This is a genomic window from Streptomyces gardneri (genome assembly GCF_006539185.1).
Classification (GTDB): Bacteria; Actinomycetota; Actinomycetes; order Streptomycetales; family Streptomycetaceae; genus Streptomyces; species Streptomyces gardneri.
This window is the reverse complement of the sequence record NZ_BJMN01000057.1, coordinates 23,633-38,224: the sequence shown is the minus strand read 5'-3', so window position 1 is coordinate 38,224 and position 14,592 is coordinate 23,633. Positions and strand designations below refer to the sequence as shown.

The window sequence follows — 14,592 nt, the reverse complement described above, 5'->3', positions numbered from 1 at the left end:
TCAACTCCTCACTCCGTGCGATCGCCTGCCCCGGAACAGGGACAGGCCCACCACTCCCATAACGAGCAGAAGTTCCGCAGGGGTCGGGAGCCCGGGCAATCCGTTCAGATTGCGCGGGGCAACACTATGCGACAGACCGAGCGCGGGCTCGGAACTCGCACGCCCGTCCGGTACGGCGGCGAAGGTCTGTCGCTCCTCCAGGCTGCGCCAGTTCCCGACGGGCCAGGCGATCACGACGGCACGCCCCACGACCTGCTCCTCGGAGACGGTGCCGTGGTCCTTCTCGTCGAGGTGGAAGCGGGAGTCGGCCGAGTGGGAGCGGTGGTCGCCGAGGACGAAGATCCGGCCCTCCGGGACCTTCACCTCGAAGGGGATCGTGGACGGCTTGTTCCCGGGGTGCAGGTACGGCTCGTCCAGGGGTACGCCGTTGACGGTGAGCCGACCGTCCTTGTCGCAGCAGCGGACGGTGTCCCCTCCGACGGCGACGACCCGCTTGATGAGGTCGCGGTCGTCGGCGGAGGGCAGCAGTCCGATGAAGGTCAGGGCCTGCTTGACCTGCTTGATGCCGACAGGGTCCTCGGAGGCCGGCGCGGCCTCCTTCTGGAGCCAGTTGCCGGGGTCCTTGAAGACGACGACGTCGCCGCGCTGGGGCCGGGAGCCGAACCAGGGGGTGAGCTTGTCGACGAGGACCCGGTCGTCGATGCGGATCGTCTGCTCCATGGAGCCGGAGGGGATGACGAACGCCTGGACCAGGAAGGTCTTGAGGACGAGCGCGATGAGCACGGCGACGGTGACGAGGATGGGGATCTCGCGGATCGCGGAGCGCTGTCGGCGGCGCTTGACCTTGCGGGCGAGCCTGCGCCGCTCGGCCCGGCCCGGCAGCGGTGTGGTGCCGGGGCCCTGGGCGGACCCGCCCGGCGGACGGCCGCGGCTACCCACGGGGGCCTGTGCCGTGCCCGCCGACTGCTGCGGTCGGAGCCGTTGCCGGTACGGCGTCGAAGGCGCCCGTCCCGGGCACGGTGGACCAGCGGTCGAAGGGCCAGGCGATCCAGTCGGCGCGTCCGACGACCTTGTCGACGGGGACCATGCCGCCGCCGGGGCTGCCGAGGTGGTCGCGGGAGTCGCTGGACTCGCTCCGGTGGTCGCCCATCACCCAGAGCTTCCCCTCGGGGACGACGATGTCGAAGGGCACACGGGACGGCTGGTCGCCGAGCATCACGTACCGCTCCTCGACGGGGACGCCGTTGACGGTGAGCCGCCCGTCCTTGTCGCAGCAGACCACCCGGTCGCCGCCGACGCCGACGACCCGCTTCACGAAGTCGGTCTCGTCGGGTTCGGCGAAGCCGAGGGCGGCCGCGGCGTCGTGCAGGAGCCCGGTGAGCGGATTGCCGCCGACGTCCTCGCGTACGAAGGAGCCGGTGCCGTCGAAGACGACGACGTCACCCCGGCGCGGCTCGCTGCCGAAACGGTACGCCAGCTTGTTCACGAGGATCCGGTCGCCGACCTGGAGCGTCGGCTCCATCGAGCTGCTGGGGATCAGGAACGGCTGGATCACGAAGTGACTCAGGAGCAGCAGGAAGACCACGCATGCCGCGCCGAGCAGGCCCGTACGCCGCCAGGAAACGCGCGCGGAGCGCGACCCGTCCTCCGTGTCGGTGGAGGGGTCGCGCTCCGTGTGCTGTGCTTCGGTGTCCATCGGGGACAGAGCCTATCCGGCCCGTCTGTGCGAGGACCTCAAGCGTCGCGTGAGCGAAGAGCCGGGGCTCAGCGGTCGCGCTTCTCCTTGATCTTGGCAGCCTTGCCGCGCAGCTCACGCAGGTAGTAGAGCTTGGCGCGACGGACGTCACCGCGGGTGACGAGCTCGATCTTCTCGAAGATCGGGCTGTTCACCGGGAAGGTGCGCTCGACGCCGACGGAGAACGAGACCTTGCGGACCGTGAAGGTCTCGCTGACGCCCGCGCCCTGGCGGCGGATGACGACGCCCTTGAACTGCTGGATACGGGAGCGGTTGCCTTCGATGACGCGCACGTGGACGTTCACGGTGTCACCGGCGCGGAAGGCGGGGAGGTCGGAGCGGATGGAACCCGCGTTGACCTGGTCGAGCAGGGAGGCCATGGAGGTCTCTTTCCTCGCTGATGCCACAGGTCATCAGCGGTACGTTCGGATGTCTGGGGTGCCGTTCGTGCCTGGCGGGCGTCGTTCCCCCTGTGGCAGGGGCGCGCGCCGGACGGACGACAGCGGCTTATTCTTCCACGTCGGGGAGCTTGCGCCAAAATCGGCCACCGGGCTCGGGCGCCCACCCCATCATCGAGAGGACCTCGCGGTCCTTCTTGTCGAAGGCGGCCGGATCGCAGCGCTCGATGAGGTCGGGCCGGTTGGCGACGGTGCGCCGGAAGGCCTCGTCCCGCCGCCAGCGCGCGATCTTCCCGTGGTGCCCGCTGAGCAGGACGTCGGGAATGCCACGGCCGCGCCACTCGGGGGGCTTCGTGTAGACGGGCCCCTCCAGGAGGTTGGCCATGGCGCCGGGGGCGAAGGAGTCGTCGCGGTGGGACTCGGCGTTGCCGAGGACGCCGGGCAGGAGGCGGGCGACGGCCTCGGTGACGACGAGGACGGCGGCTTCTCCGCCGGCGAGGACGTAGTCGCCGATGGAGACCTCGTAGACCGGCATCCGGGTCGCGTACTCGTCCATGACACGGCGGTCGATGCCCTCGTAGCGGGCGGGCGTGAAGATCAGCCAGGGCCGCTCGGAGAGCTCGACGGCCAGCTCCTGGGTGAAGGGCCGGCCGCTGGGGGTCGGGACGACGAGGACCGGGCCGTGGGCGCCGGCCTCGTAGCCGTCGGCGAGCGTCTCGTCGAGCGCGTCGCCCCAGGGCTCGGTCTTCATGACCATGCCGGGGCCGCCACCGTACGGGGTGTCGTCGACCGTGTTGTGGCGGTCGTAGGTCCAGTCGCGCAGGTGGTGGACGTGGACGTCGAGCTGGCCCCGGGCGCGCGCCTTGCCCACGAGGGAGACGTTCAGCGGTTCGAGGTACTCGGGGAAGATCGTGACGACGTCGAGCCTCATGCGTCGTCACCCGATTCGTCGTCCTCGGCGTCGCGGGAGGAGGCGATCTCGGCGCGGTCGTCGATCAGGCCGGGCGGCGGGTCGATGACGGCCCGCTGCTCCTCCAGGTCGATCTCGGTGACGATCGACGAGACGAAGGGGATCATCAGCTCGGTGCCGTCGGGCCGCTCGACGATGAAGAGGTCCTGGGACGGCAGGTGGGAGATCTCGGTGATCCGGCCGATCTCGGTGCCGTCGGCGAGGACGACGTCGAGGTCCATGAGCTGGTGGTCGTAGTACTCGTCCTCCTCCTCCGGCAGCTCCTCGGGGTCGATCTCGGCGATGAGGAGGGTGTTGCGCAGGGCCTCGGCGGCGTTGCGGTCGCGGACGCCCTCGAAGCGCAGCAACAGCTTGCCGCTGTGGACCTTGCCGGACTCGATGGTCAGCGGCCCGGCGGAGGCCGGGTCGGTGAGCAGGACGGCGCCGGGGCCGAGCCTGAGCTCGGGCTCGTCGGTCCGCACCTCGACGGTGACCTCGCCCTTGATGCCGTGGGCGCGGCCGATCCGCGCGACTACCAACTGCACTGCTCCACACTCTCCTGTCACACAGCTCGTACGAGGAAAACGACAACGGGCCGGGGTGGGCTCTTCAGCCCTCCCCGGCCCGTGCCGGCACATCATTCAACCGATGCGGCCGACTTGTTCAGCGGACCTGGTCCACGTCGACGAGGTCGACCCGGATTCCACGGCCGCCGATGGCGCCCACGACGGTACGCAGCGCACGCGCGGTGCGGCCGTTACGGCCGATCACCTTGCCGAGGTCGTCGGGGTGCACCCGGACCTCAAGCACGCGGCCACGGCGCAGGTTGCGCGAGGCGACCTGCACATCGTCGGGGTTGTCGACGATGCCCTTCACGAGGTGCTCGAGAGCCTCCTCGAGCATGCTCAGGCCTCGGTCGACTCGGTCGACGCGGCCTCGGCCTCGTCAGCCTTCTTGTCGGCCTTCTTGGCCTTGGGGGTGATGGCCTCACCCTTGTCGTCGCCGCCCTCGAGGGCCTTCGCGAACTCGTCGAACGACGCGCGCTTCGCCTCCTTGGTGGCGGGGACGAGCAGCGCCTTCTCGGGGGCCGGGAGGCCCTTGGCCTTCTGCCAGTCGCCCGTGAGCTTCAGGATGGCGAGGACGGGCTCGGTCGGCTGGGCGCCGACAGACAGCCAGTACTGCGCACGCTCGGAGTCGACCTCGATACGCGACGGGTTGTACGTCGGGTGGTAGAGGCCGATCTCCTCGATCGCGCGACCGTCGCGGCGGGTGCGCGAGTCGGCGACGACGATGCGGTAGTGCGGCTGGCGGATCTTACCGAGGCGCTTGAGCTTGATCTTGACTGCCACTGGAGTGGTGTCTCCTGGTCTTGACGTGGTTGGGCACTTTGAGATGCCACGTGGGGTTGCGGTACTCGGATGCCCGATGGACGCGTCAGCCGGAGGAGAGAGGGGTCCTATGCGACTGTCGAGTACAGCTGTCCATTGTGCCACACGCCGCCGGCTCAGCTGGCGGCGCCCACCGTCTCGGGAATGCGGAAGGGTTTGCCGCAGCCGCCGCAGACGATCGGGGCCTGGGCCAGCACGGACGGCACCACGCGGACGTTCCGTCCGCAGTCGCAGACGGCCTTGACGCGGACGCCGCCGCCGGAGGAGCCGTGCCGGGCGGCCGGTCCGCGGAAGGAGCGCTTCGTGTCGGCCGCGGTCGCGACGGTGTGGGCCTTGAGGGCCCGCTGGAGGCGCTCGATGGTCGGGCGGTACCGCCGCCGTGCCTCCGGGTTGAGCGTGACCAGGGAGAAGCCGCTGCTGGCGTGTGGCTCCTCGGGGTGGTCGAGCCCCATCTCCTCGGCGATCGCGAGGAATCTGCGGTTGTGGTAGCGGCCGGCGCGTGAGGTGTCGCGGACCCCTCGCGCGGCGGCGATGCCGTGGACTGCCTCGTGGAGCAGTCGCTCGAAGGAGAGCTCGGCGCCGCAGGCGGACGAGGACTCTCCGATCAGGGACTCGGGCGCGGCAAGATCGGGCAGCTCGGGGTGGTGCCGCTGAATGTCGGCCCACGCCTGTGCCAGCTCTGCGGCGAGAACAGGTGGTGTCGTGCTCACGTCGTGTACAACGAGCCGATGTGCCCCCGGGTTCCATTCCGGGGCATCCCAAATATTTTGCACTTACCCGTCAGTTGCCATTGATGCGTCCTGACGAGGGCCAGTGCGCCGATCTGCGGAGAAGCCGCGCAGGAGGCGTCAAGCCGGTGCGTAGTGACGCATACGCCCCGGCGCGTAGCCGTGGTGCGCACGCCCCCGTGAGGGGCTCCCGGGACGTCCTGGGACAGGCGCGGGAATCGTTGCAGGGACATTACCGGGTCGGCGCACGCGGGCGCGCACCGACCCTCCCCCGGGCGAATCGGTGCGGTGCCAGCACTGGACGCGGCCGGGGTTGCGCAGTTCCCTGACTACGGGGGGCTGTCGTCCAGGCACGGATTGGGGCTCTTTCCATGACACCTACGCTCGTCCCGCACCACCCCGCGCGTGACTGGGCCGAGATCCAGGAACGCATGCTCGTCCCGCTCTACGAGGCGGTGTACGACCGCGTCGGTGTGGGTGCGCGCTCCCGCCTGCTCGGCCTCGGCTCGGGCACCGGCCTGGCCCTGCTGATGGCGGCGGCGCGGGGCGCGCGGGTGGCCGGCGTGGACCGGGACCACGCGCGCGTGGAGCTGGCCAGGGAGCGCCTCCCGGAGGACGTACCGGTCGCGAAGGACGCGGCGGACGTACCGGCGGGCGACCTCCCGTACGACGTGATCACGGCCTTCCACGCGACGGACGGACTGCTTCCCGAGCTCGCGGCACTCACCCGTACGGCGCAATCGGACGCGGTGGTCGTCCTCGCGGGGTGGGGGCCGCCGGAGCGGTGCGCCACTGAGCCGGTGCTGCGGGTCGCGGACCGGCTCGCGGACCGTGCGCCGTCGGTACGGGCCGACCTCGACGGTCTGGTGGCCGGGTCGGGGCTCCGGCCGGCCGGTTCGGGGCGGGTCGCGTGCCCCTTCGGGTACGCCGACGGGGCCAGCGCCGTGCGCGGCCTGCTGTCGACGGGCGCGTTCGACGAGGCCGTGCGGGCGACCGAGCTCTCCCAGGTGGAGAAGGAGATCGAGGAGGCGCTCGCCCCGTACGTCCGGGCGGACGGGACGGTGTGGATGCCGAACGTCTTCCGGTACGTGCTCGCACGGGTGCCGTAGGCGCCCCGTACGCAGGTCAGTCCTCTTCCCGGCCCGGGCGGGTGATGCCGGCCGCGCGGTACGCCGCTTCCTCCTCCAGGGTCTCGTTCGCGAGGAGGGCGGCGGCCAGGGCGTCGAGCTGCGGGCGGTGGTCGTGGAGCTGCCGTACGGCGCTCTCGTAGCACTCGTCGACGATCCGTCGCATCTCGTGTTCGACCGCGTCGAGCGTGGCGGGCGCCGCCGAGAGACCGTAGGCCTGTTGGACGTCGCCGGGGATGGCGGTCAGCCTGCCGACCCGTTCGCTCATGCCCCACCGGCCCACCATGCCCCGGGCGATGTTGGTGACCTGCTCCAGGTCGCTCTCGGCGCCCGTCGTGATCGTGTCGAAGACGACGCGCTCCGCCGCCATCCCGCCCAGCGCGCCGATGATCCGGCCGCGCAGGTACTCCTCCGTGTAGGCGTACCTGTCGGCGTCGGGCGTCGAGAGGGTGACGCCGAGGGCCCGGCCGCGCGGCACGATGGTGATCTTGCGGACCGGGTCGGCGCCCGGCTGGAGCATGCCGAGCAGGGCGTGCCCGCTCTCGTGGTAAGCGGTCCGGCGCCGCTCCTCCTCCGGCATCACCAGGGGCCGTTCGGCGCCGAGCTGGACCTTCTCCAGGGCGTCGGAGAGGTCCGACTGGGTGACGGCCTTCTGGTCGCGCTTGACCGCGAGGAGGGCGGCCTCGTTGGCGAGGTTGGCGAGTTCGGCGCCGGTCATGCCCGGCGTCGTCCGGGCCACGTGCTCCAGGTCGACGTCCTTGGCGAGCGGGATCTCCCGGGTGTGGATCTTCAGGATGGCCTCGCGTCCGCCCCGGTCGGGCGGGTTGACGTGGACGATCCGGTCGAAGCGGCCGGGCCGGGTGAGAGCGGGGTCGAGGACGTCGGCGCGGTTGGTGGCGGCGAGGACGATGACGCCCTCGGAGCCGGTGAAGCCGTCCATCTCGGTGAGGATCTGGTTGAGGGTCTGCTCGCGCTCGTCGTGGCCGCCCATGCCGGAGCCGCCGCCCCGGGCGCGGCCGATGGTGTCGATCTCGTCGATGAAGATGATCGCCGGGGCGACCTTGCGGGCCTCGGCGAAGAGCTCCCGGACCCGGGAGGCGCCGACGCCGACGATCATCTCGATGAACTCGGAGGCGGAGGCGGAGAAGAAGGGCACTCCGGCCTCGCCGGCGACGGCTCGGGCGAGAAGGGTCTTGCCGGTGCCGGGAGGGCCGGCGAGGAGCACGCCGCGGGGCATCCTGGCGCCCATGTCGCGGTAGGCCTGCGGGTTCTTGAGGAAGTCGACGACGTCGTTGAGCTCGCCCTCGACCTCGTCGATGCCGGCGACGTCCTCGAAGGTGGTGCGCTTGGCACCGGCCTCCAGCTCGACGGGTTTGGGCGGGGTCTTGCGGCCGAGCATGCCGCCCGCGCCGCCCATGCCCGAGCTCATCCGGCGGGCGATGAACACCCACAGCACGACGAGCAGCAGCATCGGGGCGAGCGAGATGAGGAGGTTGACGAGGAAGCTGCGTTCCTTGACGACCGGTTCGGCGGTGACGGTGACGTTCTGCTTGGTCAGCTGCGCCCACAGGTCGTCGTCGGCGAAGGCGGGCCGCTGGGTGGTGAACTTGGTGTAGTCGCCCTTGCCGTCGGGGACGGGCTGCTTGTTCTTCAGCTGCCCCTGGATCGCGTCGCCCTTGGAGTAGATCTTCGTGACGTTCCCGGCGGCGACCTGCTTGTCGAACTCGGTGTACGAGATCGTCGGCCCGTCGCCCTCGTTGAAGAACGACAGGACGATGTTGGCGAGCAGGTACACGACGAGCGCGGTGAGGATGAGCCCGCCCCAGCCACCCGGCATCTTCTTCCGCTTCGCCGGCGGCGACGGGGCCCCTTCCGAGCGCCAGGGCTGATCGGTCCGGTCGCGCGGGGGTACGGGGTTGGCCACGTGACTCTCCTCGGGGCGGCAGTGGCCCCAGTATCGAAGAGCGGGATGAACCCGGCATCGCGGGCGGGCCGGAGGAGTGAAAAGGGGCCCGGGGCGGTTTCGTACCGCTCCGGGCCCCTCGTCAGGCTTCGGTCGGCCCGAGCCTCGGGCTTCGCTCCACCTCAGTCTCGGCCTCAGCCCATGAACTTCTTGAACTCGTCCGGGAGCTCGAAGTCCTTCGGGCTCTGGCCCGCCGCCGGGAGACCGAAGGCGCCGCCCTGCTGCGCCTGCTCGCGGCGCTCGGCCTCGGCCTGCTCCTCGGCCTTCCGCTTCATCGGGTTGCCGCTCTTGCGCTTGCCCTTGGCCTGCTTGACCTGCTTCTTCTGCCGGCCGGGGCCGCCACCCATGCCGGGCATGCCGGGCATCCCCGGCATGCCGCCGCCCTGGGCCATGCGGGACATCATCTTGCGGGCCTCGAAGAACCGCTCGACCAGGCCCTTCACGGCGCTGACCTCGACGCCCGAACCCTTGGCGATACGGGCGCGGCGGGAGCCGTTGATGATGGTCGGGTCGTGGCGCTCGGCCGGGGTCATCGACTTGATGATGGCGGCCGTGCGGTCGACGTCCCGCTCGTCGATGTTGGCGATCTGCTCCTTCATCTGGCCCATGCCGGGCAGCATGCCGAGCAGCTTGGAGATGGAGCCCATCTTGCGGACCTGCTCCATCTGCGCCAGGAAGTCGTCGAGCGTGAAGTCCTGGCCCTTCTTCGACGCGAGCTTCGAGGCCATCTTGGCGGCCTCGTCCTCGTCGAAGGTCTGCTGGGCCTTCTCGATGAGGGAGAGCATGTCGCCCATGCCGAGGATGCGCGACGCCATGCGGTCCGGGTGGAACGCGTCGAAGTCGTCGAGCTTCTCGCCGTTGGAGGCGAACATGATCTGCTTGCCGGTGACGTGCGCGATGGAGAGCGCGGCACCACCGCGGGCGTCGCCGTCGAGCTTGGAGAGCACGACGCCGTCGAAGCCGACGCCGTCACGGAAGGCCTCGGCGGTGTTGACCGCGTCCTGACCGATCATGGCGTCGACGACGAAGAGGACCTCGTCGGGGCTGACGGCGTCGCGGATGTCCGCGGCCTGCTGCATCAGCTCCTGGTCGATGCCGAGGCGGCCGGCGGTGTCGACGACGACCACGTCGTACATCTTGGTCCGCGCGTACTCGATCGAGTCCTTCGCGACCTGGACCGGGTCACCGACGCCGTTGCCCGGCTGCGGGCCGTAGAAGGCCACGCCCGCGCGGTCGGCGACGACGGAGAGCTGGTTGACGGCGTTGGGGCGCTGGAGGTCGCAGGCGACGAGCAGCGGGGAGTGGCCCTGGCTCTTGAGCCAGACGCCGAGCTTTCCGGCGAGGGTGGTCTTACCGGCACCCTGGAGACCGGCGAGCATGATCACCGTCGGCGCGGTCTTCGCGAACCGCAGGCGCCGGGTCTCGCCACCGAGGATGGCGATGAGCTCCTCGTTGACGATCTTGATGACCTGCTGGGCCGGGTTCAGGGCCTGCGAGACCTCGATCCCGAGGGCGCGCTCCTTGACCTGCTTGATGAAGGACCGGACGACCGGCAGGGCGACATCCGCTTCGAGCAGCGCGATACGGATCTCGCGCGCGGTGGCGTCGATGTCCGCCTCGGACAGACGGCCCTTGCCGCGGAGGTTCTTGAAGGTCGCTGCAAGGCGGTCGGAGAGGGTATCGAACACGGCGGTCGCGGATCCTCAGGTGTCGGGGGCGGTCGGATTGCCCTCCAGGGTATCGGGCCGCTCGGAGGATGTGCCCCCGCCCACCGGATCCGGTGGGCGGGAACGGGTCGGTCACGGTGTCACCGCAGTGCCGCCTCCAGGGTGCGGGCGAGGTCGATCGCCTCCTCGTCCGGGAGCAGGGACCCGTCCGGACGGGTCACGTAGAGGGTGTCGACGGCGTTGGCTCCGAGCGTGGAGACATGGGCGCTGCGGACCCGTACCGCCGCGCCCTCCAGCGCACGGCCGATGCGGTGCAGCAGGCCGGGGGCGTCCTGGGCGCGGACCTCGATCACGGTGGCGAGGCGGGAGTCGGCGGCGGCGACGGTGACACGGGGCGGCGGGGCGGTGAGGCCCCGCCGGCGCGGGTAGGCCGCCTCGCGCTCGGCGAGCCGGGCGGGGATGTCGAGGGAGCCTTCGAGGGCCCGGACGAGGTCGGCGCGGAGGCGGGCGGCCTCGGGCAGGGAGCCGTACTCGGCCGCGACACGCCAGTCGAGCACGAGTACGGCGCCGGAGCCCGCGCCGATCCCGGTGGGGAGGTCGACGGCGCGGAGCTCGGCGGCGCGGACGGTGAGCCGGTGGAGGGCGAGGACGCCGGCGACGGCGGGGAGGACGCCGGGCCGGTCGGGGAGGGCGATGAGGAGTTCGACGCCGACGGGCTCGGGTTCCTCCGGTTCCGCGACGACCGGTTCGGTACGCAGGGTGAGGACGGGCTCGCCGGTGCGCAGGGCCTCGATCGCGAGGCGTTCCTGCTCGGCGCTGGGGGCGGCGGCCTCGGGGTCGGGGAGGGGCTCCCCCGCGAGGACGCCGGCGACCCGTTTGACCAGGTCGGCGACGAGGGAGGCCCGCCAGGAGGACCAGGCGGCGGGGCCGGTGGCGAGGGCGTCGGCCTCGGTGAGGGCGTGGAGCAGCTCCAGGGTGCCGAGGGTGCCGACGGCGTCGGCGACGGACTGCACGGTGGCGGGGTCGTCGAGGTCGCGCCGGGTCGCGGTCTCGACGAGGAGCAGGTGGTGACGGACGGCGGTGGCGATGATGCCGGTGTCCGTGCGGTCGAATCCGATGCGCGCGGCGAGGTCGCGGGCGATGGTCTCGCCGGCGACGGAGTGGTCACCGGGCCAGCCCTTGCCGATGTCGTGGAGGAGGGCGGCGACGAGGAGGAGGTCGGGGCGGCCGACGCGGCGGGTCAGCGAGGCGGCGCGTACGGCGGTCTCGACGAGGTGGCGGTCGACGGTCCAGGTGTGGACGGGGTTGCGCTGGGGGCGGCACCGTACGCGCTCCCAGTCGGGGAGCAGGCGGGTGATGATCCCTTCGGCCTCCAGGGCCTCCCAGACGGGCACGGTCGACTCCCCCGCGCCGAGGAGCGTGACGAGCTCCTCGCGGGCCTCGGCGGGCCATGGCACGGGCAGGGGTTTGGCGGCGGCCGCGAGGCGGCGTACGGCGTGCAGGGAGATCGGCAGGCCGGACTGGGCGGCGGCCGCGGCGGCCCGCAGGGGCAGGACGGCGTCGCGTTCGGGTTTGGCGGTGAGGGCGAGGACGACCTCGCCGTCCATCTCGACGACGCCCTCGGTGAGGGGCGTGCGCTCGACGGGCGGCTTCGCACCGCCCGCCCGGCCGCCGAGGAGGGACCGCAGCCGGGGCCGGGCCGAGCGGGCCTTGAGGACGCGGTTGACCTCGCGCCAGGTGACGTCGGTGGCGTACGAGATGATCCGCGCGGCCTCGTACACCTCGCGGAGCAGGGTGTCGGCGTCGAGGAGGCCGAGTTCCTGGGCGACCGCGTCCTGTTCCTGGAGGGCGAGCCGGTCGGTGGCCCGGCCGGTCGCGAGGTGCAGGGCGTCGCGGGCGTCGAGGAGACGGCGCCTGGCGCCGTCGAGGCCCTCGCGGGGGGCGTCGGCCAGCCAGGAGGCGGCGACCGCGCGGAGCACCTGGGCGTCGCGCAGTCCGCCCCTCGCCTCCTTGAGGTCGGGTTCGAGGAGGAACTGGAGCTCCCCCATGCGGTCGGCGCGCTCGCGGCAGAGTTCGTCGAGCTCGGGGAGGCGCCGGGGCGCCTGGTTGCGCCAGTCGGCGAGGACCGTGGTGCGCAGGGCGGCGACGAGGGCGGTGTCCCCGGCGACGTGCCGGGCGTCGAGGAGGCCGAGCTGGACCTTGAGGTCCTCGCCGGCGGTGGTGCGGGCCTCGGCGGGCGTGCGGACGGAGTGGTCGAGAGCCAGTCCGAGGTCCCAGACGGGGTACCAGATCCGGTCGGCGAGGGCGGCGACGGCGGCCTTGTCGGCGCTGCCGTCGTGGAGCAGGAGGAGGTCGAGGTCGCTGCGCGGGGAGAGCTCGGCGCGCCCGTAGCCGCCGACGGCGACGAGGGCGGTCCCGCGGGGCGGTGCGGCGGCGGCGAAGAGGCCGGCCAGCCAGTCGTCGGTGAGCCGGGCGAGGGCGGCACGGCGCGGCGGCCCGGACCGCTCCTTCTCGTGGAGGAGGAGCAGCCGGGCCGCCGCGTAACCGCCGGGTCCCGAATCTTCGTTCTGCGTACGCGCTTCGAGGCTCGTCACCCGGCGGCTCCTTCGTGTGCTTACAGTGCGTCCGGACCGCGCTCGCCGGTGCGGACCCGTACGGCGGTCTCGACCGGCACGCTCCACACCTTGCCGTCTCCGATCTTGCCGGTTCGGGCGGCCTTCACGACGACGTCGATGAGCTGTTCGGCGTCCTCGTCCTCGACGAGGACCTCGATGCGGATCTTGGGGACGAGGTCGACGGTGTACTCGGCGCCCCGGTAGACCTCGGTGTGGCCGCGCTGGCGTCCGTATCCGCTGGCCTCGGTGACCGTGAGGCCGTGGACGCCGAAGGCCTGGAGGGCCTCCTTGATCTCGTCGAGCCGGTGCGGCTTGACGACCGCGGTGATGAGCTTCATGCGTCCACCTTCTTGTTCTCCGTGACGGCCGGGGCGGGGGCGGCGGTGGAGCGCGAGGACGCGCCGCCGCCGGCTCCGCTGAAGTCGTACGCGGTCTCGGCGTGCTCGACCTGGTCGATGCCGGAGACCTCGTCGTCCTCGCTGACCCGCATCCCCATCGTCTTGTCGATGATCAGGGCGAGGATCGCGGAGGCGATCAGAGAGTAGGCGAGGACGGCGAAGACTCCGACGGCCTGCTTGCCGAGCTGGTCGAGGCCGCCGCCGTAGAAGAGGCCCTTGGCGTCGGACTGGACGCCGCCGGTGGCGAAGAAGCCGACGAGGAGGGAGCCGATGACACCGCCGACGAGGTGGACGCCGATGACGTCGAGGGAGTCGTCGTAGCCGAACTTGTACTTGAGGCCGACGGCCATGGCGCAGAGGAGACCGGCGATGGCGCCGACGGCGATCGCGCCGAGCGGGCTGACGGCACCGCCGGCCGGGGTGATGGCGACGAGGCCGGCGACCGCGCCGGAGGCGGCACCGAGGGTGGTGAAGGAGCCGTGGCGGATCTTCTCGTAGGCGAGCCAGGCGAGCATGGCGGCGGCGGTGGCGACCTGGGTGTTGACGAACATCACGGCGCCGACGCCGTCGTCGTTGCCGAGCCACGAGCCGGCGTTGAAGCCGAACCAGCCGAACCAGAGGAGACCGGCGCCCAGCATGACCAGCGGGAGGCTGTGCGGGCGCATCGGGTCCTTCTTGAAGCCGACGCGCTTGCCGATGACGAGGATCACGCCGAGGGCCGCGGCACCGGCGTTGATGTGGACGGCGGTGCCGCCCGCGAAGTCGATGACGCCCATCTCGAAGAGCCAGCCGCCGGAGCCCCAGACCCAGTGGGCGACGGGGAAGTAGACGATGGTGACCCAGAGGGTGATGAAGAGGGCCCAGGCGGTGAACTTGACGCGGTCGGCCAGGGCGCCGCTGATCAGGGCGGGCGTGAGGATGGCGAACATCAGCTGGAAGACGGCGAAGACGTACACCGGGATGGTGTAGCCGTCCCACAGCTCGGTGACGCCGATGCCGCTGAGGCCGACGTACTCGGAGGACCAGCCGATGATCGATCCGGAGTCGGTGCCGAAGGCGAGGCTGAAGCCGTAGAGCACCCAGAGGATCGTGACGATCCCGAGGCTGATGAAGCTCATCATCAGCATGTTCAGGGTGGACTTGACGCGGACCATGCCTCCGTAGAAGAAGGCGAGTGCCGGGGTCATCAGCATGACCAGGGCGGAGCAGATGAGCATGAACCCGGTGTTGGCGGCGGACAGCTCGGGGGCGTCTGCTGCCAGGGTCGTGATGGCTGGTGCCATCGGCGTCTCCTCGTCGTCGGTACGGCCTGTGCGGGGCGGGGCCGGAGAGAGCGGCCGGCCGCGAGGGGCGTGGCCGGTTATGGGCCAGAGATTCGCGCAGCGCGGTTTCCGTCGATGCCGCACGATGTTTCGCGACGGTGACGAAGGGGTGTGGCGTGTTACGCGGCCGTGAACGGCCGGATCACGCCCGGATCCCGGGCGCACGCTCCCGGGATCGGCGTCCGGGAACACAGAACCGGCCGCGTCGGGCGTCCGTGTGACCTTGCGGCGGGGGAGCCGAGTCGGGCAGTACGGGACGTCCGGCGCGGCCGGGGTCCTGGGAGGTCCTGGGGAGGGTCCTG

At 71.4% G+C, this 14,592-nt stretch carries 14 protein-coding genes; 1 reads left to right on the top strand and 13 read right to left on the bottom strand.

Annotated elements, in window-relative coordinates; all coding sequences use genetic code 11:
• The 8 genes from lepB (SGA01_RS34955) to SGA01_RS34920 all read right to left on the bottom strand — a co-directional run bounded on the left by lepB (SGA01_RS34955) (window position 1) and on the right by SGA01_RS34920 (window position 5,180).
• A complete protein-coding gene (lepB, locus tag SGA01_RS34955) occupies window positions 1-939 on the bottom strand; it encodes a signal peptidase I (protein WP_141301857.1) in 939 nt (312 codons plus the stop codon).
• Window positions 932-1,696: a signal peptidase I gene (gene lepB / locus SGA01_RS34950; RefSeq protein ID WP_141301855.1), complete on the bottom strand. Its 765-nt coding sequence runs from the start codon at window positions 1,694-1,696 to the stop codon at window positions 932-934. Before lepB (SGA01_RS34950) ends, lepB (SGA01_RS34955) begins: the two co-directional genes overlap by 8 nt.
• 68 nt (window positions 1,697-1,764) lie before the next feature.
• Window positions 1,765-2,115 carry a 50S ribosomal protein L19 gene (gene rplS, locus SGA01_RS34945; RefSeq protein ID WP_024755882.1) on the bottom strand — a complete coding sequence of 117 codons (351 nt, stop codon included), beginning with the start codon at window positions 2,113-2,115 and terminating at the stop codon, window positions 1,765-1,767.
• A 127-nt stretch (window positions 2,116-2,242) separates the two neighbouring features.
• Window positions 2,243-3,064: a tRNA (guanosine(37)-N1)-methyltransferase TrmD gene (trmD, locus tag SGA01_RS34940; RefSeq protein WP_141301852.1), complete on the bottom strand. Its 822-nt coding sequence runs from the start codon at window positions 3,062-3,064 to the stop codon at window positions 2,243-2,245.
• On the bottom strand, window positions 3,061-3,627 hold the full coding sequence (rimM, locus tag SGA01_RS34935) for a ribosome maturation factor RimM (RefSeq protein WP_141301850.1): 567 nt from the start codon (window positions 3,625-3,627) through the stop codon (window positions 3,061-3,063). Before rimM ends, trmD begins: the two co-directional genes overlap by 4 nt.
• A gap of 118 nt (window positions 3,628-3,745) precedes the next feature.
• Window positions 3,746-3,985: an RNA-binding protein gene (locus SGA01_RS34930; RefSeq protein ID WP_005311361.1), complete on the bottom strand. Its 240-nt coding sequence runs from the start codon at window positions 3,983-3,985 to the stop codon at window positions 3,746-3,748.
• Window positions 3,986-3,987: 2 nt separating this feature from the next.
• A complete protein-coding gene (gene rpsP, locus SGA01_RS34925; RefSeq protein ID WP_024755885.1) occupies window positions 3,988-4,431 on the bottom strand; it encodes a 30S ribosomal protein S16 in 444 nt (147 codons plus the stop codon).
• A 155-nt stretch (window positions 4,432-4,586) separates the two neighbouring features.
• Window positions 4,587-5,180: a hypothetical protein gene (locus tag SGA01_RS34920; RefSeq protein WP_024755886.1), complete on the bottom strand. Its 594-nt coding sequence runs from the start codon at window positions 5,178-5,180 to the stop codon at window positions 4,587-4,589.
• 389 nt (window positions 5,181-5,569) lie between these two features.
• Here SGA01_RS34920 and SGA01_RS34915 point away from each other — a divergent pair, with 389 nt between their 5' ends.
• On the top strand, window positions 5,570-6,307 hold the full coding sequence (locus tag SGA01_RS34915; protein WP_141301848.1) for a methyltransferase domain-containing protein: 738 nt from the start codon (window positions 5,570-5,572) through the stop codon (window positions 6,305-6,307).
• Window positions 6,308-6,323: 16 nt separating this feature from the next.
• Here SGA01_RS34915 and ftsH read toward each other — a convergent pair whose 3' ends face one another.
• The 5 genes from ftsH to SGA01_RS34890 form a co-directional block, all read right to left on the bottom strand.
• On the bottom strand, window positions 6,324-8,249 hold the full coding sequence (ftsH, locus tag SGA01_RS34910; RefSeq protein ID WP_141301846.1) for an ATP-dependent zinc metalloprotease FtsH: 1,926 nt from the start codon (window positions 8,247-8,249) through the stop codon (window positions 6,324-6,326).
• A 173-nt stretch (window positions 8,250-8,422) separates the two neighbouring features.
• Window positions 8,423-9,976: a signal recognition particle protein gene (gene ffh / locus SGA01_RS34905; RefSeq protein WP_141301844.1), complete on the bottom strand. Its 1,554-nt coding sequence runs from the start codon at window positions 9,974-9,976 to the stop codon at window positions 8,423-8,425.
• A gap of 119 nt (window positions 9,977-10,095) precedes the next feature.
• Window positions 10,096-12,549 carry a [protein-PII] uridylyltransferase gene (locus tag SGA01_RS34900; protein WP_141301842.1) on the bottom strand — a complete coding sequence of 818 codons (2,454 nt, stop codon included), beginning with the start codon at window positions 12,547-12,549 and terminating at the stop codon, window positions 10,096-10,098.
• Window positions 12,550-12,569: 20 nt separating this feature from the next.
• Entirely contained in the window at window positions 12,570-12,908 is a 339-nt protein-coding gene (locus SGA01_RS34895; RefSeq protein ID WP_015036464.1) for a P-II family nitrogen regulator, read from the bottom strand.
• Window positions 12,905-14,251 carry an ammonium transporter gene (locus SGA01_RS34890; RefSeq protein ID WP_141301839.1) on the bottom strand — a complete coding sequence of 449 codons (1,347 nt, stop codon included), beginning with the start codon at window positions 14,249-14,251 and terminating at the stop codon, window positions 12,905-12,907. The genes SGA01_RS34895 and SGA01_RS34890 overlap by 4 nt, the downstream gene beginning before the upstream one ends.
• Window positions 14,252-14,592 lie beyond the last annotated feature (341 nt).

What these genes read in the sequence shown, in the direction of transcription:
- lepB (WP_141301855.1), bottom strand. Translation starts at nt 1,696, where the DNA reads ATGGACACCGAAGCACAGCACACGGAGCGCGACCCCTCCACCGACACG.
- rplS (WP_024755882.1), bottom strand. Translation starts at nt 2,115, where the DNA reads ATGGCCTCCCTGCTCGACCAGGTCAACGCGGGTTCCATCCGCTCCGAC.
- trmD (WP_141301852.1), bottom strand. Translation starts at nt 3,064, where the DNA reads ATGAGGCTCGACGTCGTCACGATCTTCCCCGAGTACCTCGAACCGCTG.
- SGA01_RS34930 (WP_005311361.1), bottom strand. Translation starts at nt 3,985, where the DNA reads ATGCTCGAGGAGGCTCTCGAGCACCTCGTGAAGGGCATCGTCGACAAC.
- SGA01_RS34915 (WP_141301848.1), top strand. Translation starts at nt 5,570, where the DNA reads ATGACACCTACGCTCGTCCCGCACCACCCCGCGCGTGACTGGGCCGAG.
- SGA01_RS34895 (WP_015036464.1), bottom strand. Translation starts at nt 12,908, where the DNA reads ATGAAGCTCATCACCGCGGTCGTCAAGCCGCACCGGCTCGACGAGATC.
- SGA01_RS34890 (WP_141301839.1), bottom strand. Translation starts at nt 14,251, where the DNA reads ATGGCACCAGCCATCACGACCCTGGCAGCAGACGCCCCCGAGCTGTCC.